A 17,910-nucleotide genomic window follows, 5' to 3' on the forward strand; every position below is an offset into this window, starting at 1 on the left:
AACGGACTGCACTCGCGTTCGAAGGGCACTCGCACGGCAGCGGAGCTCACGACGACAAGGGCGGAGTGCAGATGGAGATCGACGGCATCATCAGTGCCCTCATCATCGGCATCGTGATCGGTGTCCTGGGACGGCTGGTGGTCCCGGGCCGGCAGCGCATCGGCGTCCTGCTGACGATTCTCGTCGGCATCGTCGCCGCGCTCATCGGATCCGCGATCGCCGCCGGGATCGGCGTGGCCGACACCGACGGCGTCGACTGGATCGAATGGGTCATCCAGATCGGCCTCGCGGCACTGGGCGTCGTGGCCCTGGACCGCGCCAAAGCCCGCCGCTGAGGCGGCCCGCGGGCCGAGTACGTAATTCCGTTGTCGGTCGGCCGGTACGGCGGCTAGCGTGCCCCGACCCGGCAGCTCGCCGGGCTCGCCGCCCGCCCCGCCGACCGACTCCGGAGCCCTCTTGCCGCCGCGCGTCACCCCGCTCGCCGACCCCTCCCCCACCAGCTCCAGCCGTCGTTCGGCTTGGCTGGCCTCCGGGCCGCACGGTGAGCCCCTCGGCACCGCCTTCCTCCGGCTGTTCACCAGGGAGGGCCAGACTCATCTGGCCGAACTCGACCTGACCGTGCACCCTGCCGAACGGCGCCGGGGCGTGGGCACGGCGCTGCTCGACGCGGCGGTCGACGCGGCCAGGGACGAGCGCCGCCGGACGGTCCTCGCGCAGGCCCCGCAGGGCTCCCCCGGTGACGCGTTCCTCGCCGCGCGCGGCTTCCGCGAGGTGCTGACGCTGACGTACGCCCGCCTGGACCTCGCCGATCTGGACCTCGACCTCGTCCGACGCGTCGCGGAGCAGCCGCCGCCCGGCTACCACCTGACCGCCTGGGCGGGTGTCGTGCCCGCCGATCTGGCCGAAAGCCATGCGGCCTCCCGCCGTGCGATGGACGACATGCCGATGGGAGACACCGACTACGGAACGGTGGTCTGGGACGTGGAGCGGCTGGTCGCGGCGGCCGAGGCGATCGAGAAGCGCGGCGACTCGCTGCACACCGTCGCGGCGGTGGACACGTCGGACGGCACGATCGTCGGTTTCTCGGAACTCGTCCTGCCCGCCGGCGGCGAGGGCGACGGGCAGCACTACGGCACGGCGGTCCTGCCCGAGCACCGGGGCCGCGGGCTGGCCCTGGCCATGAAGGCGGAGGCCGTTCTCCACGCCCACAGCCTGTACCCGCGCCTCGCCCTGCTCACCGACACGGCGGAGGACAACACACCGATGCTCCGCGTCAACGACCGGCTCGGCTACCGGCCGACCCACAAGGCGGTGGAGTACCGGCTCGACCTGTGACGCACGCCGAGCGGCGTCACGCCGCCGCTGCCCCGCCCACCGCGTACTCGTACGGCGTCGTGGTCGTGAGCGGCTCGAAGCCGAGGCGGGCCAGGATGGGGCGGCTGCGGGCGAGCGCGTCGACCTGGACATAGCGGTAGCCTCGGGCGGCGGCGACCCGGGCGCGATGGGCGACGAGGGCCCGGTAGACGCCCCGGCCCCGCCAGTTCTCCACGGTGCCGCCGCCCCACAGACCGGCGAAACGGGTCCCCGGCAGGAGCTCCATCCGGGCGGCGCTCACCGGTTCGTCACCGACGAGGGCCACGACGGCCACGACCGTGTCGTCGTCCCCGCCGAGCTGGGCGAGAAGCTGGTGGCGCATCCGGGAACTGTCCGTGCCGAACGCCTTCTCGTGGACGTCGGCCACCATCGCCACGCCCTCGGCGTCGGTGACGGGCAGGATGCGGATGCCTTCGGGCGGGGCCACGTCGAGGGTGAGGTCGGCGACCTCGGCCACCATCAGCGTCTCCTCCGGAGCGGCGGTGAACCCGGCCGCTCGGAGCCTTCGCCCCAGGTCGACGGGCAGATCGTGTCCATACAGCTTCCACTCGAAGTCACGGCCGATGCCGGAGAAGTAGCGGATCTGCTCGGCGATGGCCGCGTCGGCGCCGGCCTCGTCGAGATCGGACCAGACGATTCCGCTCCAGCCGTTCTCGGAGCCGACCTGGCGTACCACCCCACCCACGCGCTCGATCCGGGCTTCGGGGCTGTCGGGGCGGGCGCCCTCGCGCATGTCCCGGTCGAACAGTGCCAGCACAGCAGCGTGATCCATATGGTCACTCCATCATCACTCGTTCGCCCTGGCAACGGGTGTCGCCCGTGGGAAGGCGTGTGATTCGGACACACGCCGTAGGGTTCACCACGCGGAGTGCATCCGAACGGTCCCGAGGAGGAAGCGTACGAGCATGGTGGACGAATCCGAACTGGTGTACCTGCGGCGGTGTGTGGAGCTCGCGACGGAGGCGCTGGAATCCGGTGACGAACCGTTCGGTTCGGTGCTGGTCGGCGCCGACGGCACGGTGTTGGTGGAGGACCACAACCGTGTGGCCGGGGGCGACCGCACCCGCCACCCGGAGTTCGAACTCGCGCGCTGGTCCGCCGCCCGGCTCACCGCCGCGGAACGGGCCGCGGCGACCGTCTACACGTCAGGCGAGCACTGCCCGATGTGTGCGGCCGCCCACGCCTGGGTGGGCCTCGGACGGATCGTGTACATCGCCTCCTCCGAGCAACTCTCCGGGTGGTTGGGAGGGTTGGGGGTGCCGGCGCCGCCCGTGCGCACGCTTCCCGTGCGGGACGTCGCGCCGGGGATCGTGGTGGAGGGCCCGGTGCCGGAGCTGCTCGACGAGGTACACGCCCTGCACCGCAGGTTCCACACGGGAAAGGCGGGCGCCACCGACGACGACTGAGACGGCCGGAACGGGGCAGGCGGTCCGGGTCCGTCATCGTTGACCGGAGAACCTCTTTCGATGCCTGAAGACGTGGCGCAGCACTCCCGCCCCGCCCCCGCGGCCCCGCCCGGCCGGGACGGGCCGCCCGTGGGGCGCGGGTCGCGGGACCCGTACTTCGACAACGCGAAGTACCTCACCATCGTCCTGGTGGCGTGCGGGCACGCCTGGGAGCCGCTGACGTACGGCAGCAGGGCCGCGACGGCCGCGTACCTGACGGTCTACGCCTTCCACATGCCGGCCTTCGCGCTGATCTCCGGGTACTTCTCGCGGAGCTTCGACATGGCGCCCGGCCGGCTGAAGCGGCTGCTGACCGGGGTGGTGCTGCCGTACCTGGTCTTCGAGACGGCGTACACGCTGTTCTACCGGTGGGCGCAGGACGACCCGGAGTATCCGCTGAGCCTGCTCGACCCCTGGTACGTGATGTGGTTCCTGGTGGCGCTCTTCGTCTGGCGGGTGACCACCCCCGTGTGGCGGGCACTGCGGTACCCGGTGCCGGTCGCGCTCGGGCTGGCGACGCTCGCGTCGGTCTCGCCGGACCTCGGCGGCGACATCTCCATCCAGCGCGTCCTGGGGTTCCTGCCGTTCTTCGTGCTGGGGCTGACCCTGCGCCCCGAGCACTTCGAGCGGCTTCGCGGCCGCCGGGTGCGGCTCGGGGCGCTCGCCGTCGGCCTCGGGGCGCTCGTCGCGGCGTACGCGGTGGCCCCGTGGTTCGACGCGGGCTGGTTCTACCACCGGGGCAGCGTCACCGGCCAGGGTGTCTCCCGCTGGGCGGGGCTGCTCACCACGCCCGCGCTGTTCTGTCTGGCGGTGCTGCTGACGGCCTGCTTCCTGGCCTGGGTGCCGCGGCGGCGCCTGTGGTTCACGGCGCTGGGCGCGGGCACGATGTACGGCTATCTGCTGCACGGTTTCGTGATCAAGTGGGCCCGTTTCCGGGACTGGTACGCCGCCGAGTGGCTGCACACCCCGCTCGGGGAGCTCGCGGTCACGGTCGCGGCGGCCGGCGGCATCACCCTGCTGTGCACGCCCCCCGTACGAGCCGTGCTGCGCTGCGTGGTCGAGCCGCGCATGGAGTGGGCGTTCCGCGAGCCGCCTCCCGCCGAGCCGTCCGGGGCCGGGGCGACGGCCGAGCCTTCTGGGGGACGGGCGACCGCCGAGCCCTCCGGGGCCGAGGCGGCCGCCGAGCCCTCCGGGGCGGATGCGGTCCCGGAGCCGCCGAGGGAGCGGGCGGGCGCCCCCGCCGCCGCTAGCCGAGTTCCAGAGTCGTGACCCCGAAGACCCGTTCCCGGGCGTACGGCCGGACCGGGCCCGTGTACATCCGGGCCGTCTCGAAGGACGGCGTCAGCCCGTACTCCTCGGCCAGGGCGACCGCCGCCCCGTTCTCCTCGGGCACGTCGACGGCGAACACCCGGCCCGCGGCCTCGGCGGCCAGGCCCGCCAGGAGCGCCCGGGCATCCGCTCGGGTGTCCGCGAAGAGCGGGCCGACACGCAGCGCGTCACGGCCGGGCCGGATCACGCCGTAGCCGGTGAGCCGTCCGTCGACCACCCGGGCCAGGGCCCGGTGCCCCTCGGTGGTCAGCCAGCGCTCCAGGAAGCGGGGGCGGTCGGCGGCGCAGCAGGCACTGTCGTAAGCGGCGACGGCCCTCGGGTCCTCGATGGGCACGACGTCGGCGGGGCGGGCCGCCCCAGGAGCGGTTCCCGTGTAGCGGAAGGTGCGGTAGGCGAACTCGAAACCGGACTGCCGGTAGTTGTCCTGCTGGGCGACCACCCCGTCGAGGCCGACCGTGCGGCCCCCGGCGTGGGCGAGGGCGGTCTTCCAGGTGGTGAGGCCGTAGCCGCGGCCGCGCAGGTCGGGGCGGACGAGGTAGAAGCCGAGGAAGGCGTAGTCGGCGCCGTAGTTGACGACGGAGACCGACGAGACGGGCTCGTTGTCGATCCGGCCGATGAAGAAGCCATCGGGGTCCTGGGCGAAGAAGCACGGGGCGTCCGAGAGCCCCGGGTTCCAGCCCTCATCCCCCGCCCATGCGGCGACCACCGCCCAGTCGTCGAGCGTGGCCCGGCTGACGACGAGGCCCTGAGCCCCCGAAGTGGTCATCTGTGCGCTCCGTTCGATGAGGTCGTGAGTGCGGTGGTCGGCCGCACGCCCGCAGCATCCTGGTCGAATCCGGTGGCCGTCGCGACGCGGAATACGGACGCGATCGCGGTGACCGCCGGGCCGCGCGGCGGCCGGTTTCACGCGGAGGGGTGAGCGGCAGGCGGTCGTCGCGGGCCGGCGTCGCGGCGCAGAGTACGGCAGGTCCGGGCCGGTCGCCCGCCGGGAGGCGTGGACGCGGGGGCCCGCCTATCGTGATCCGGGGGGTCGACCCCGGCCGCCCCCGGCCGGGTGCCCCGGGAGGCACGCATGCGGTCCACGCGCAGACGGCGTCCGTTCAGCGGAGCCGCGGTCACGGTGCTGGCCCTGCTGGGGGCCGGTCTGCCGGCCACGGCGGCCGGCGCCGGCGAGCAGGACGACGAGCAGCCCGACCTGTCCCGTTTCTACGACCAGAAGATCAAGTGGCGCGGATGCACGGGCGTGGAGATGCCCAAGGATCTGCGCTGCGGCAAGGTCACCGTGCCCCTCGACTACGCCCGGCCCCGGGAGGGCACGCTCGATCTGGCGGTGGCCCGCTACCGGGCGACGGGCGACTCACGCGGCAGCCTGCTGCTGAACTTCGGCGGCCCCGGCGGTCCGGGCGTGCCCGAACTGGCGTATGGCGGGGCGGAGTTCATGGACCTCACCAAGGGGTACGACGTCGTCTCCTTCGATCCGCGCGGCGTCGGCCGCTCCTCCCCGGTGAGCTGTGGCGAGGGCACCGAAGAGGCCATGGAGGCGACGGACGACGGCGACGACGCCGACGACCCCCAGGCGGCGCTCAAGCAGTTGAAGAAGGCCGCCGCGGCCTGCGGCGAGCACTCCGGTCCGGTGCTGCCGCACATCGGCACGGTCAACGTCTCCCGCGACCTGGACGTGATGCGTGCCGCCCTCGGCGACAAGAAGCTCAACTACCTCGGCTTCTCCTACGGGAGCCGGCTGGGCGCGGTGTACGCGGCGCAGTTCCCGAAGAAGGTGGGCCGCATGGTCCTCGACGGCGTCGACACCCTCACCGAGCCGCTGTCGGAACAGGGCCTGGTCGGCGCCCAGGGGCAGCAGACCGCGCTGGAGGACTACCTCGACGCGTGCACCGGGCAACTGACGTGCCCGTTCGGGCAGGACGCCCGGTCGGCCCGGGAACAGGTCGTCGACCTCGTCGAGTCGCTGGACCAGTACCCCGTGCCCACGGACTTCGGGCAGGAGTTCTCCGGACAGGACCTGGTGGGCGCGATCAGCCAGGCCCTCTACAGCGAACAGATGTGGCCGGCGCTCACACAGGCCCTCAACATGCTCGTCCACGACGGTGACACCCGGGGGGTCGTGGCACTCGCGGGCGGCGGCATGAGCAGACCCCCCGGGCCGCCCCGGTCCGCCACACCCACGCCGAGCGGCGGGCTCGTCGACGAGGAGGAGATACCGCTCGACAACGCCCCCGCCGCGCTGATGGCGATCAACTGCGCCGACGACCCCGACCGGCCCACCGCCGGCCGGATCAAGAAGGAGATCGCGGACCTGCGCGCCGCGTACGAGGACGCCTCCCCGGTGTTCGGCAAGTACCGCCTGACGCAGGTGCTGATGTGCTACGGCCGCCCGAAGGGCACCGACTTCATCCGTGAGGAGGTACGGGACGTGGACACCCCGGGGATGCTGCTGGTGGGCACCCGGGGCGACCCCGCGACCCCGTACCGCTGGACCGTGGAGACGGCGAAGCGCCTCGGCTCCTCGGCGGTCGTCCTCGACAACAAGGGGAAGGGACACACCGGGTACGCGTCGTCGAAGTGCGTGCGGGAGAAGGTGAACGAGTTCCTGCTGTACGGCTCGCTGCCCGACGACGGAAGTTCATGCGGAGCCGACGATTGAGCATCAGGCGTGTAACACGGGCAGTTGGGCTACAACCCCGCCCGAGGGTCACGCGTCACACTGGGTGTGCGTCGCATTTCGCGCGACCCGCACTTGTATGTGACCAAACCTGGGGGAAACCACCGATGCGTATCCGTTCCGTCCTCTCCGTCTCCACCGTGGCGACCGCCGGCGCCGCGCTGCTCCTCGCGGCCGCGCCGCAGGGTCTGGCCGCCCAGCCGGCCGCCAAGGTCCCCGTCTGCAAGGCGAAGGTCCTCAAGATCGGCGCCAAGCAGGCCAAGGACACGAGGATCGTGCACATCACCGTCAAGAACACCGGCACCCGCACCTGCACGATCGACCGCCTGCCCGTGGTCACGTTCGGCGACCTGGACGGGTCGGCCCAGCCGGTGCCGTCGGGCGAGAGCGGGCCGTACAAGCTGGGCGCCGGGAAGACGGCGTACGCGACGGTCCGTACGATCGCCGACCTCAAGGACCCCGAGGCGCGCCGCGTCGACACGGTCGGCGTGTCGGCCAACCCGAACCTCGGTGGCCGCCTGTTCACCCTGAAGCAGCTCGGGGCGACCAAGAAGGTGAAGGTCTGGGAGCCGGTGACGACCTGGTGGAAGGCGTCCCAGGCCGCCGCGGACAAGTCGCTGAAGAAGGAAGTCGGCTGACCCGCACCGCGGACGTCCGCCGCTGAACGACCGAGCCGGGCCCGTCGGCCGCACCCTCACCGGTGCGCGGCGGCGGGCCCGACCCGTGCCCGGGAATACCCCAAATGCCCGACAGGCGAATCAGTCCTATCGTGAAGTCATGGAGCATGCCCTCAGCCCCGCGACCCTCACCGAACTGCGCCGTCCGCGGCCGTACCCCGCCGTGTCGGTGCTGACGCCGACGCACCGGCGGGAACCGGAGAACACGCAGGACCCGGTCCGGCTCCGCAATGTGCTCGCCGAGGCGAAGAAGCAGCTGGACCACGATCCCGCGGTCACCCGGGAGCGCCGCAACGACGTCGTCGAGCAGTTGGACCGCGCGCTGGCCGAGGTGGACCTGGCACACGCCGAGGACGGTCTGGTGATCTTCGCGGCGCCGGGTGAGCACCAGGTGTGGTCGCTGGCCCGGCCGGTACCGGAGCGCGTGGTGCTCGCGGACACGTTCCTGACCCGGAACCTGGTGGCCGCACAGGCCGCCGAGCGGCCCTTCTGGGTGCTGTCGGTCTCCTCCGACCGCATCGCGCTGTGGAGCGGCGGCGGCGACCGGGTCACACCGGCGCGCACGGGCGGATTCCCGCTCACCCGGGACCGCGACAACTTCGACGCCGAGCGGCAGGAACGGATCGGCGACATGCCGAGCGCTTTCCGGGACGAGGGAACCCGGCACTTCCTGCGGGACGCCGACACGGCCATGGGCCGCGTGCTGCGGGCGCATCCCCGGCCCCTGTACGTGACGGGCGAGACAGCGGCGCTCTCCCTCCTGGACGAGATCGGCACGGTCACCAAGGACGCCGTCCACATCCCGCACGGCGGTCTGGCGCACGGCACCCCGGACGCGGTGTGGCAGGCGATCGGTCCGACGATCGAGGCCGAGAACCGCAGGAACGTCGACACGGTGGCCCGGCGGCTCGAAGCGGCGCGGGGCAGCAAGGCGTTCGCGGCCGGCGTCGACGAGGTACGGCAGAACGCGGAACAGGGCCGTGTGCAACTCCTGGCCGTCGAGGAGAACTACCGGGCGACCGTCCGCGCCGACGGCGGCGCCCACCTCGTGCCGGCGGAGAGCGGCGACCTGGACGCGCGGGAGGACATCGTGGACGAGATCGTCGAGCGGTGTCTGGACACCGGGGCCGAAGTGAGGTTCGTGCCCGACGGCACCCTCGGTGACGCCCAGGGCATCGCGGGCGTCCTGCGCTACTGAGCCCGCCCCTCTCCACGGGCGGCGCTCGGGCGCGCGGCCCGCGCCGCCCGCCGGTCAGACACCGTCGAAGAGTGCCGTCAGCCCCCGGTCGACGGCCCGCCCCACCGGCTCGCTGCCGGAGCCGACGACGGCGAAGGTACGCACCAGAAAACGCCGGAGGGCGGCCGTGTCGAAGCGGAGCAGAGCCATGCCGTACGGCGAGTGCAGCTCCACGACCGTGCGGGTGCGTCCGCAGGGCCAGATGTGCACGTCCCCCGTTCCGGCGGGCCCCCGCAGCCCCTCGTCGAGCAGCTCCCGGGCGAACGTCCAGGTCACCATGTCACCACTGAGCGAGATGTCGGCGGGGAAGTCGAGGTGCACGGCCAGCGGGTCGTCGGAGGTGTAGCGCAGCGTGGTGGGCACCGGCAGCTCGCGGTCCTCGGCCGTGACCAGGAGGACTCGTGCGGGCTGTTCCAGTGTGACGGTCATGCGCGCTCTCCGTTTCGGATCCGGGCCGGCCCTGCGCCGACATGCCTCTTCGGCCTCGCGAAGGGCATTCGCGCGCCGCGCTCTCCTGGATTCATCCCTGTGACCCAAGTCACCGTCCCGCGGCGGACGCGGGTGTCTTCGGATGTACCGGGAGCGCTCCGCGCGATCAAAGCGGCTCGCACATACGACCCTCGAACACGGACTTGAAAACGGTTGGCGGTGGGCTCGACAATCCATCAAGTCACGTACGGGCTCTACGACTTGAGCCGCAAGCCGCGTAGCCTGTCGCCGTGGCGAACCCGGCCCCCGAGGACAGAGGCATATGCCGGAAGCACCACCGTATCGTGTCTTGCCAAATCCCTTACAGCGCGTCGCGGGCTGTGCAACAGTCGTAACCGGCCCATCCGTCAGCGTTGGTCGTACCGTCCCCCATCGGAGTACGTGATGCCGTCCCCTCTCTCTGCGGATCGTCCCGCCGCCCAGCCGCCCCGACGCGGCACGGTCGACGCGCTCATCTCGCAGACGCGTCGGCTGCGCGGCGACATGGACGCCGTGCGGCGCGACGCCGACGCCGACGGCACGGACGCCGAGGGCCGGTGGCAGCGCGCCCTGTACGACCTGGCGCTCCACCAACTCGACGATCTGGACGAGCACTTGGCCCAGCTGCGGGACGGGCCGGCCGTCCCGGCGCCCGACGCGGACGAGGCCGGCGTCCCCGACCCATCGGCTGCGGCGCCCCGGCGCGAGTCACTGCTCAGCCGGGTCGGCAGCGCCGAGTGGAACCTCCTGACGGACGAGGCGAGCTGGTCCGGTGAGCTGTACGAGATCCTCGGCCGCGATCCGGCCGCCCCTGCGCTCACCCTCGACGAACTGCCGTCGCTGGTGCTGGAGGAGGACCGGCCGCGGCTGACGGCCATGGTGACGGACTGTCTGATCGACGCGAGGCGCATCGACGGCGAGTTCCGGATCGTGCTCCCCGACGGAGCCGTGCGCACCGTGCACATGATGGGCGAGCCCGTACTCGACGACGACGGCAACACCGCGTCCATGTGGGCGGTGCTGCGGGACGTCAGCGAACTGCGGCGCAGCCAGCGGGCGGTGGACGAGTCCCGTGACTCGCTGGAGCGCCGGCGGCACATCGCGCGGACCGAGCACCGGCTGGCGGTCGAGTTCCAGGAGGCCGTGCTCCCACCGTGGCGCGGCTCCCTGCGGCTCCCCCACCGGGGCCCCGAGACGCTGGACCTGGCGGCCCGCTATCTGCCCTGCTCGACGACCGCGCTGATCGGCGGTGACTGGTACGACGCGCTCGAACTGCCCGGTGGTGACAGCCTGTTGAGCGTCGGCGACCTCACCGGCCACGGTGTGACCGTCACCTCGGGCATGGCGACGCTGATCGGCGCGGTGCGCGGCATGGCCATGGCCGGCACCGAGCCGGCGCAGCTCATGGCCTGCCTCAACCAGTTACTGGACGCCACCGTGCAACCGGCCCTCGGCAGCGCCGTGTGCTGCCGCTACCGGCCGGCGAACCGCACGCTGGTGTGGGCGCAGGCGGGGCACCCCGCCCCGCTGCTGTTCCGCGACGGGACGGGGCGCGTGCTGCCGGCACCGGACGGCGTCCTGCTCGGAGCGACCTCGGGCGCCGTCTACGGGCAGGCCGAGGTGACGCTCCGGCCGGGGGATCTGCTGCTTGTGCACACCGATGGACTGGCGCCCGGGGGAACAGCCGCCGTCCAGCGACTGCTGGACCTGGCCCCGCGGTTCGCGGAGGCGCGGACGGCACGGGACGGTGTGCGGGCGGTGGTGGAGGAGTTCGGCGAGGGCGAGCGCGAGGACGACGCCTGTGTGCTCGTCGCCCGGGTCATCGTCTGACGCCGACGGCCGGGGTCGTCCGCCGGGCATCCGAGTGCCCGGGCATCACCTGACCTCGCCCCGCTCCGCGGAGGGCCGGCGACCGGCGGTCACGCCGGTGCGATGTCGCCCTTGTTCCTCGACTGGGGCTTCGGCAGGGCGAGTTTGATCTCCTCCCGCAGGTCCTGGATCTTCGGATAGCTGGAGTACTGACCGGTGAGCCGGTACATCTGACGCAGCCGGTCCCAGGTGCGACCCGACGAGTTCGACCCCATCGACATCAGGGCCAGCCGTGCGTACCGGTTCGCCTGCTCGGGGTCGTCCGCGATGAAGCAGGCGGAGGCCATGGAGAGATGGTCGAAGATCTTCGACCGTTCCCGCCCGTCGTTGCGCAGCGCCAGGGCCTTCTCCGCGTAGTGCTGGGCGTGCACGGCCGCGCCGGGCTCGAACTCGGCCAGGGTGCGGTAGGCGAGGGCCTGCATGCCGTACAGGTCCTCGTCCTTGAAGGTCTGCATCCAGCTCGGCGCCGGTGCGTCGCCCTTCTCCGAGACGAAGAGGTCCTCCGCCCGGCCCAGGGTGCGGCGCATGGCCTGGCCCTTGCCCATGGACGCCTGCGCCCACGCCTCGATGGTGTGGAACATGGCCTTGGTCCGGGGCAGCACCTGCTCACCGGAGCCGGACTGGGCGAGTTTCATGAGGTCGAGTGCCTCGTCGGGTTTACCGAGGTGCACCAGTTGCCGGGCCGCCCGGGAGAGGGCCTCGCCGGCCCGGGGCCGGTCCCCGCCCTCCCGGGCGGCGTGGGCGGCGATGATGAAGTACTTCTGGGCGGTGGGTTCGAGGCCGATGTCGTGCGACATCCAGCCCGCGAGGACGGCGAGGTTGGCGGCGACGCCCCACAGGCGCCGCTGGAGATGTTCGGGGTGGCGGTACGAGAGCATGCCCCCCACCTCATTGAGCTGTCCCACGACAGCCTTGCGTTGCAACCCGCCGCCACGGGCCGCGTCCCAGGCCCGGAACACCTCGACGGAGCGCTCCAGTTCCTCGATCTCCTGCGATCCGATGGGAGCGGCCTCATAGCGGTCGAACCCAGCGGGGTCGGCGTGCAGGGGGTTGTCGAGGTCGGGAGCGTCGGCCTTGAGCGTCGGGTCGGTGTGCAGCCAGTCGTGCATGGCGCTGCTGAGTGCTGATCCCGCGGTGAGCGCGACGCCCGCACCCACCAAGCCGCGTCGGTTGAGCATGAGGTCCATTCCCGTGAATTCGGTGAGGACCGCGGCAGTCCGTTCGGGCGCCCACGGCACACCGTCGGGATGCTCAGCATTCCCGCCGCCCTGCCGTTTCCCCGTACGCCCGTGCCGGACCAGACCGAGGTCCTCGATGGTCACGACACGGCCGAGACGCTCGGTGAACAGAGCCGCCAGCACCCGCGGCACGGGATCGCGCGGGATCTCTCCCATGTCGATCCACCGCCGCACCCGTGAGGTGTCGGTCGCCAGCTGCGGGTGGCCCATGGCCGCCGCCTGCCGGTTGACCAGCCTCGCGAGCTCGCCCTTCGACCAGCCGGCCAGGCCGAACAGGTCTGCGAGTCGGGTGTTGGGTTGTCCGCTCACGTCAAGCCCCCAGGTTCTCGGCTGAGTTGAATGTAGCCCGCTGTCAGTTGCTGGGGGACTATTCGCCAGGCTTCGCCAGGGTGCGCTACATGGTGTGCCACGGGCCATCCGGTGTCAGGTAGGAAAGCGCCACCCCGGCCCGGTCGCCCGACAGGCACTCCCCAGGGTGTCCCCGGTCGGCCGGGACGGGTGGCGCGTGACATCGCAGGCACACGAAGGGATCTGTATTCGCCCATGTACGCAGCATCGTCCTCCGTGTCCGCTCCGCCCCGGCCGCTCGCACCCCGCCAGCCGGGCGGTGGCGGCCCCTATCTCGACCCCACCCGTACCGCGGCCCCCGGACTCGGTGCCGGCCGGGCCCGGCGCGTTCCGGGGCTCGGCCCCCAGCCGCTCAGCGGGAGACTCGACTTGTCCGGCCCCCAGGGCGCGCAGTTGCGCACGGCGATCGCCTCGGTGCATCGCATCTGTCCGGAGTTCTCTCCGGTCCAGGTGCTGCGCCGGAGCGGCCGGTCGGTGCTGCTCGTCGGTACGACAGGGCGCAGCACGGCCGTCGCCAAGTGTTTACTGGACCACTCCTCCATCTGGGAGGAGCGGCTCCGGCACGAAATAGCCGCATACCGCTCGTTCGTCCGGCACCGCCCCCCGGTGCGGGTGCCGAGGCTGATCGCGGCGGATCCGGACAACTGCACCCTGGTCGTCGAGCGGATGCCGGGCCGGGTGGCCGCGCTGCAGCGGCATCCGGTGGAGGCGCCGCCACGCGCCGACATCCGGGCGGCGCTCGGCGCGATCTGCCGGCTGAACGCGTGGCGGCCACCGGCGGGCACGTTCGACGCCCCGCTGGACTACGCCGAGCGGATCTCCCGCTTCCATGAGCTGGGTCTGCTCACCGACCGGGACATGGGCGATCTGCAGAAGCTGCTGCACGGCATCGCGCACGCGGCGGGCCGTCAGGGCATGGGCCAGTTCTGCCACGGCGACGCCCTGCTGTCGAACATCCTGCTCTCACCGGCCGGTCCAGTGCTGGTGGACTGGGAACACGCGGGGTGGTACCTGCCGGGCTACGACCTGGCGACGCTGTGGGCGGTACTCGGGGACGCGCCCGTGGCGCGCCGTCAGATCAGTCAGCTGGCGCAGTCCGCGGGCCCCGCGTCGCGGGACGCGTTCCTGGTGAACCTGATGCTGGTACTGACCCGTGAGATCCGTACCTACGAGACAGCCGTGCAGCGTTCGATGCACGGCACGACCCCGGCGGCACCGGGACCGGCCCACCCGGCTGCTGCGCCGTCCGGCGAGGAACAGCGGCTGCTGCTCAGGCGGCTGCACGACGACTGCCAACTGGCCCGCAAGGCCGTACGGGCGGCGGTCGGCACTCGCTGAGGGGAGACGGAGGTCCGCGGAGCGCCCCGCACCAGCGCGCCGCGGACCTTCGTCACGTCGGCCCCTCCTTTGGTTGTCGCGCTCAACCACCGCCGCACCACAGGCACGTGGCGCGCGGACAGGCCGTAGGCGAGCAGGCAAAGTCTTGACTGCTGTCGCGGCCGGGGCGGATCGTGGACAGAGAGGCTGTAGCACAGCAGCCCTGGCAGGTGATCTCTATGCAGGCTGTCATCCGAAGGCGCACGGCTGTCACCGCGTGCGGCTTCCTCCTCTGCGGAGCGCTCGCCGCGCCGGCTGTCATCGACGTGGTCTCGGCCGTCACCGACACCGAGCAGACCCAGGTCGACGCCGCGCGGAAGAAGCCGAAGAAGCCCCCGAGGCACTAGGAGGCACGACTCCACAGAAGCCACTGGCCCCGTGGCCCGTATCCATGCTCTCGGGTGACGGGACCAGTCGGCCACGTGCTTCCGCGTGCATGACTCATCGCTTGCCCTCAGGCGGCGGGCGGGGATGCAATGTGCGTCATGATCACGCACATGCGCTCGCCGGGGCGAAGTGAGAGGGACCCGTCGTCCGTCCGCATCGGTGTACTCGTCCCGCTGAGCCGGCCCGGCTGGGTGGAGGCAGGTCGGCACTTGCTGGCCGGCCTCGAACTCGCCACCGACGAGGTCAACGACGGTGGTGGCATAGGCGGAAGACCCCTCGAACTGCTGGTCCGGGACACCGCGGCCGATCCACGGAGAGCCGCGGCGGCCGTGGACGAGTTGGCCCGGCTGGGTGTGGCCGCCCTGGCCGGGGAGTACCACAGCGTCGTCGCGCGCTCCGCCGCCGCCCGGGCCGACGCTCTCGGTCTGCCGTATCTCTGCTCGTCGGCGGTGCTCGACACGCTCACCGAGCAGCCGACGGACTGGGTCGCGCGCCTGTGCCCGGCGCAGTCCCACGGCTGGCGGATCTACGCCGACTTCCTCCTCGACGCGGGCCACCGGCGGGTCGCCGTGGCGGCCCAGCCGAGCGTCTACTGGGCGTCCGGAACCCGCCTCCTGCGGGACCGTCTCGCTCCACGCGGCGGCTCCGTCATCGAACTCGACCTGAGCGTGCTCCCGCCCGGAGCCGTGTGCGACGAACTCGTCCGCCACCGGGCGACCGCCCTCCTGCTGCTCACCGGCCACCCGGAGCCCTCGGTGCCGATCGTCAGGGCCGTCCGCCGCGACGCACGCCTCGCCGACGTGCTGATCGGTGCTCCCGCCGGGCAGCCGGAGCTCACCGCATGGGCGGCCCTGCTGGGCGGCGACGGCTCGGGGGTCCCCTTCCTGCGCTATCTGCCCGAGCGCCTCGGTGCCCTCGGGGCACGTGTCGAGGCGGCCCTGCGTGAGCGGCTGGGCGAGCCGCCCTCGTTCGTCGCCTTCGAGGGCCACGACACGATCACCGTCCTCGCCGAAGTACTGCGGTCCCAGGGCACGGACCGGGCGCGTATCGCCGAGTGCTGGCCGCGTGTCGTGGTCGAGGGGACCCGGGGGCGGATCAGGTTCTCCCGTACGCCGGGCGTCGGTGTGTGGCAGTGGGCCTGGCCGCCGGTGCAGGTCGTCGAGCGGGATCCGGCCGAGCCCGAGCGCTTCCGGGTCCTCAGGAGCGGGTGAGAGAGGAACAGACCGCGGACCGGTCATGGTCGGTGACGGGGCCTGGGCCGGGCATGATTGACGGATCGTCGGCCGACCGATAGCACTGGTGCACGTTCGGCCCCGCACGCCCCGCCAACGCCCCACCGTTCCAGGAGGCCGCCTTGCGAGGATCCCCCACCGACCGCAGGCCCACACCCCGTCACAGACGTCTGCGCGCCACGGCCGTCGCCGCCGCCCCGGCGGTGCTGATGCTGCCGCTGCTGGGCGCGGCCCCTCCCGAGAGCCAGTCGTCCTCCTCGGCCCGACTGGAGGCCGCCTTCGGCGCCGCGGCGGCCGAGTTCGAGGTGCCCCGCAGTGTCCTGCTGGGTGTGTCCTACCTCCAGTCCCGCTGGGACGCGCACGGCGGTGCCCCCAGCGTCACCGGCGGCTACGGTCCCATGCACCTCACGGACGCCCGCACGGCGCTGGCCGAGGCCCCGCACCACAGCGAGGGCGCGGAGGACCCGCGCGGTGACGACTCCCGGGCGCCGCTGCGGCCCGACACGGACCTGCCGGAGAACTCCGAACTCCCGTCTCGTCTCAGGACGTTGACGAGGGCGGCCGAGCTGACGGGACTCCCGGCCGAGACGCTGCGCACGGACGCCGAGGCCAATGTGGCCGGCGGCGCGGCCCTGCTCGCGGCCGCGCAACGGGAGCTTGGCCGGGAGCCGAGCGCCGACCCCGCCGACTGGTACGGGGCGGTGGCGCGGTTCTCCGGCGCCGACGACCGGGCGACGGCGGCTGCGTACGCGAACGAGGTCTTCGCGGTGATCCGGGAGGGCGCCCACCGGGTCACCGACGCCGGACAGCGGGTGGTGCTCCCCGCCGAGCCGGGGCTGGCCCCCGACACCGGTCAGCTGTCGCGGGCCGGGCTGCGCGTCACCGCGGCGGCCGGCACCGAGTGCCCGAGGACGGTGTCGTGCGAGTGGCTCCCGGCGCCGTACGAGGAGTTCGGCGACAAGGACTACGGCAACCACGACCTGGCCGACCGGCCGGCGTCCCAGAGCATCCGGTACATCGTCGTCCATGACACCGAGGCCACCTGGGACACCACGTTGAAGCTGGTCCAGGACCCGACGTATGTGTCCTGGCACTACTCGCTGCGCTCCACGGACGGGCACATCGCCCAGCATGTGAAGAACAAGGACGTGGCATGGCACGCCGGCAACTGGTACGTCAACGCCAAGTCGATCGGCCTGGAGCACGAGGGCTTCCTCGCCTCACCGGACGCCTGGTACACGGAGGCGATGTACCGGACGTCGGCACGGCTGGTGAAGTACCTGGCCGCCAAGTACCGCGTCCCGCTGGACCGCCGGCACATCCTCGGCCACGACACCGTGCCGGGCCCGACGACGGCCACGATCCGGGGCATGCACACCGACCCCGGCCCGTACTGGGACTGGCGGCACTACTTCGAACTGCTCGGCAGGCCCTTCGGCCCGACCGCCGGCGAGAACAGCGGCGTCGTCACCGTCCTCCCCGACTACACGGACAACCGGCCGGAGTTCACCGGCTGTGTGAGCAACGGGCAGCCCTGCGCGGTGCACGGCTCCAGCGCCGTACGCCTCTACAGCGAGCCCGACACGGCCTCGCCGCTCATCAAGGACATCGGTCTGCGGCCGGACGGCAGCCCCTCCACGATCGATGTGAACGACCTCGGTTCGCGGGTCTCCACCGGCCAGCAGTACGCGGTCGCCGAACGGCGTGGCGCGTGGACGGCGATCTGGTACCTCGGGCAGAAGGCGTGGTTCCACAACCCGGCGGCGCGGCCCACGGCGGTCGGCGCGGCCGGGCTGGTCGTGACGCCCCGCGAAGGGCTCGCGGAGGTCCCGGTGTACGGCAGGGCCTACCCGGAGAAGGAGGCGTATCCGACGGGCGTCCCGGCCCAGGAGGTGTCCCCGCTGCCGTACAAGCTCCTCAAGGGGCAACGCTACGTGGTCGGCGACCGGTCGAGAGGCGAGTACTACTACGCCGTCTCCTTCGACAGCTCCGGGCACAAGGTCGTGAGGGGTGACGACGTCTACTACGAGATCCAGTTCGGACACCGGGTGGGGTACGTGCGGTCGGCGGACGTGCGGGTGCGTCCGGTGATCTGAGCGGCGCGTCGCAGCTCGGGGCCGCGGGTCCGTATGGCGGGTGCGGGTGGGTGGGGGCCGTTCGCGCAGTTCCCCGCGCACTAGGAGCGTCGGGCCTGCGGCCCGCCCTCCCGATGAAGAGCACGGGGCGCAGCCACGGTCGCCTTTCGGGGG

16 protein-coding genes are annotated in these 17,910 nt (G+C 72.3%); 12 read left to right on the forward strand and 4 right to left on the reverse strand.

The window, feature by feature from the left end:
* Nucleotides 1–71 precede the first annotated feature (71 nt).
* Both ACZ4Z2_RS27165 and ACZ4Z2_RS27170 read left to right on the forward strand, forming a co-directional pair.
* The gene (locus ACZ4Z2_RS27165; RefSeq protein ID WP_468079422.1) at nt 72–335 is read left to right on the forward strand and encodes a GlsB/YeaQ/YmgE family stress response membrane protein; all 264 of its coding nucleotides are present in this window, start codon (nt 72–74) and stop codon (nt 333–335) included.
* A gap of 121 nt (nt 336–456) precedes the next feature.
* Nucleotides 457–1,335: a GNAT family N-acetyltransferase gene (locus ACZ4Z2_RS27170; protein ID WP_468079555.1), complete on the forward strand. Its 879-nt coding sequence runs from the start codon at nt 457–459 to the stop codon at nt 1,333–1,335.
* A 16-nt stretch (nt 1,336–1,351) separates the two neighbouring features.
* Here the strand turns inward: ACZ4Z2_RS27170 and ACZ4Z2_RS27175 are convergent, their stop codons facing one another.
* Nucleotides 1,352–2,146 carry a GNAT family N-acetyltransferase gene (locus ACZ4Z2_RS27175; protein ID WP_468079423.1) on the reverse strand — a complete coding sequence of 265 codons (795 nt, stop codon included), beginning with the start codon at nt 2,144–2,146 and terminating at the stop codon, nt 1,352–1,354.
* 133 nt (nt 2,147–2,279) lie between these two features.
* On the opposite strand from ACZ4Z2_RS27175, the gene ACZ4Z2_RS27180 reads away from it, so the two are divergent.
* On the forward strand, nt 2,280–2,780 hold the full coding sequence (locus tag ACZ4Z2_RS27180; RefSeq protein ID WP_468079425.1) for a nucleoside deaminase: 501 nt from the start codon (nt 2,280–2,282) through the stop codon (nt 2,778–2,780).
* Between the two features lie 60 nt (nt 2,781–2,840).
* Entirely contained in the window at nt 2,841–4,088 is a 1,248-nt protein-coding gene (locus ACZ4Z2_RS27185) for an acyltransferase family protein (protein ID WP_468079426.1), read from the forward strand.
* Here the strand turns inward: ACZ4Z2_RS27185 and ACZ4Z2_RS27190 are convergent.
* Complete coding sequence (locus ACZ4Z2_RS27190) at nt 4,066–4,914, reverse strand: GNAT family N-acetyltransferase (protein WP_468079427.1); 849 nt, start codon at nt 4,912–4,914, stop codon at nt 4,066–4,068. The genes ACZ4Z2_RS27185 and ACZ4Z2_RS27190 overlap by 23 nt on opposite strands.
* 306 nt (nt 4,915–5,220) lie before the next feature.
* Between ACZ4Z2_RS27190 and ACZ4Z2_RS27195 the strand changes: the two genes are divergently transcribed.
* The 3 genes from ACZ4Z2_RS27195 to ACZ4Z2_RS27205 all read left to right on the forward strand — a co-directional run bounded on the left by ACZ4Z2_RS27195 (nt 5,221) and on the right by ACZ4Z2_RS27205 (nt 8,703).
* Nucleotides 5,221–6,810, forward strand: coding sequence for an alpha/beta hydrolase (locus ACZ4Z2_RS27195; RefSeq protein WP_468079429.1), 1,590 nt, complete (start codon nt 5,221–5,223; stop codon nt 6,808–6,810).
* 125 nt (nt 6,811–6,935) lie between these two features.
* Nucleotides 6,936–7,466 (forward strand): DUF4232 domain-containing protein, encoded by a 531-nt coding sequence (locus ACZ4Z2_RS27200; protein WP_468079430.1) that lies wholly within the window; start codon nt 6,936–6,938, stop codon nt 7,464–7,466.
* Nucleotides 7,467–7,605: 139 nt separating this feature from the next.
* Complete coding sequence (locus ACZ4Z2_RS27205; RefSeq protein ID WP_468079432.1) at nt 7,606–8,703, forward strand: baeRF3 domain-containing protein; 1,098 nt, start codon at nt 7,606–7,608, stop codon at nt 8,701–8,703.
* A gap of 54 nt (nt 8,704–8,757) precedes the next feature.
* Here ACZ4Z2_RS27205 and ACZ4Z2_RS27210 read toward each other — a convergent pair whose 3' ends face one another.
* Nucleotides 8,758–9,171 carry an SsgA family sporulation/cell division regulator gene (locus ACZ4Z2_RS27210; protein ID WP_468079434.1) on the reverse strand — a complete coding sequence of 138 codons (414 nt, stop codon included), beginning with the start codon at nt 9,169–9,171 and terminating at the stop codon, nt 8,758–8,760.
* Between the two features lie 444 nt (nt 9,172–9,615).
* Between ACZ4Z2_RS27210 and ACZ4Z2_RS27215 the strand changes: the two genes are divergently transcribed.
* The gene (locus ACZ4Z2_RS27215) at nt 9,616–11,040 is read left to right on the forward strand and encodes a PP2C family protein-serine/threonine phosphatase (RefSeq protein WP_468079435.1); all 1,425 of its coding nucleotides are present in this window, start codon (nt 9,616–9,618) and stop codon (nt 11,038–11,040) included.
* A gap of 89 nt (nt 11,041–11,129) precedes the next feature.
* On the opposite strand, the gene ACZ4Z2_RS27220 is transcribed toward ACZ4Z2_RS27215, so the two are convergent.
* Nucleotides 11,130–12,626, reverse strand: coding sequence for a DNA-binding protein NsdB (locus ACZ4Z2_RS27220; protein WP_468079437.1), 1,497 nt, complete (start codon nt 12,624–12,626; stop codon nt 11,130–11,132).
* A gap of 234 nt (nt 12,627–12,860) precedes the next feature.
* Here ACZ4Z2_RS27220 and ACZ4Z2_RS27225 point away from each other — a divergent pair, with 234 nt between their 5' ends.
* From ACZ4Z2_RS27225 to ACZ4Z2_RS27240, 4 genes are all read left to right on the forward strand, one after another.
* Nucleotides 12,861–14,003: an aminoglycoside phosphotransferase family protein gene (locus ACZ4Z2_RS27225; RefSeq protein ID WP_468079438.1), complete on the forward strand. Its 1,143-nt coding sequence runs from the start codon at nt 12,861–12,863 to the stop codon at nt 14,001–14,003.
* Nucleotides 14,004–14,221: 218 nt separating this feature from the next.
* The gene (locus ACZ4Z2_RS27230; protein ID WP_468079439.1) at nt 14,222–14,389 is read left to right on the forward strand and encodes a hypothetical protein; all 168 of its coding nucleotides are present in this window, start codon (nt 14,222–14,224) and stop codon (nt 14,387–14,389) included.
* A 138-nt stretch (nt 14,390–14,527) separates the two neighbouring features.
* Nucleotides 14,528–15,640, forward strand: a complete 1,113-nt coding sequence (locus ACZ4Z2_RS27235; RefSeq protein WP_468079440.1) for an ABC transporter substrate-binding protein — start codon at nt 14,528–14,530, stop codon at nt 15,638–15,640.
* 143 nt (nt 15,641–15,783) lie between these two features.
* Complete coding sequence (locus tag ACZ4Z2_RS27240; protein WP_468079441.1) at nt 15,784–17,757, forward strand: N-acetylmuramoyl-L-alanine amidase; 1,974 nt, start codon at nt 15,784–15,786, stop codon at nt 17,755–17,757.
* Nucleotides 17,758–17,910: the final 153 nt, after the last annotated feature.

The sequence above is a fragment of the Streptomyces sp. NPDC030183 genome (assembly GCF_055573455.1).

Coding starts and splice junctions, on each gene's coding strand:
- ACZ4Z2_RS27165 (WP_468079422.1), top strand. CDS start 72: ATGGAGATCGACGGCATCATCAGTGCCCTCATCATCGGCATCGTGATC.
- ACZ4Z2_RS27175 (WP_468079423.1), bottom strand. CDS start 2,146: ATGGATCACGCTGCTGTGCTGGCACTGTTCGACCGGGACATGCGCGAG.
- ACZ4Z2_RS27180 (WP_468079425.1), top strand. CDS start 2,280: ATGGTGGACGAATCCGAACTGGTGTACCTGCGGCGGTGTGTGGAGCTC.
- ACZ4Z2_RS27185 (WP_468079426.1), top strand. CDS start 2,841: ATGCCTGAAGACGTGGCGCAGCACTCCCGCCCCGCCCCCGCGGCCCCG.
- ACZ4Z2_RS27190 (WP_468079427.1), bottom strand. CDS start 4,914: ATGACCACTTCGGGGGCTCAGGGCCTCGTCGTCAGCCGGGCCACGCTC.
- ACZ4Z2_RS27195 (WP_468079429.1), top strand. CDS start 5,221: ATGCGGTCCACGCGCAGACGGCGTCCGTTCAGCGGAGCCGCGGTCACG.
- ACZ4Z2_RS27200 (WP_468079430.1), top strand. CDS start 6,936: ATGCGTATCCGTTCCGTCCTCTCCGTCTCCACCGTGGCGACCGCCGGC.
- ACZ4Z2_RS27205 (WP_468079432.1), top strand. CDS start 7,606: ATGGAGCATGCCCTCAGCCCCGCGACCCTCACCGAACTGCGCCGTCCG.
- ACZ4Z2_RS27210 (WP_468079434.1), bottom strand. CDS start 9,171: ATGACCGTCACACTGGAACAGCCCGCACGAGTCCTCCTGGTCACGGCC.
- ACZ4Z2_RS27215 (WP_468079435.1), top strand. CDS start 9,616: ATGCCGTCCCCTCTCTCTGCGGATCGTCCCGCCGCCCAGCCGCCCCGA.
- ACZ4Z2_RS27225 (WP_468079438.1), top strand. CDS start 12,861: ATGTACGCAGCATCGTCCTCCGTGTCCGCTCCGCCCCGGCCGCTCGCA.
- ACZ4Z2_RS27230 (WP_468079439.1), top strand. CDS start 14,222: ATGCAGGCTGTCATCCGAAGGCGCACGGCTGTCACCGCGTGCGGCTTC.
- ACZ4Z2_RS27235 (WP_468079440.1), top strand. CDS start 14,528: ATGATCACGCACATGCGCTCGCCGGGGCGAAGTGAGAGGGACCCGTCG.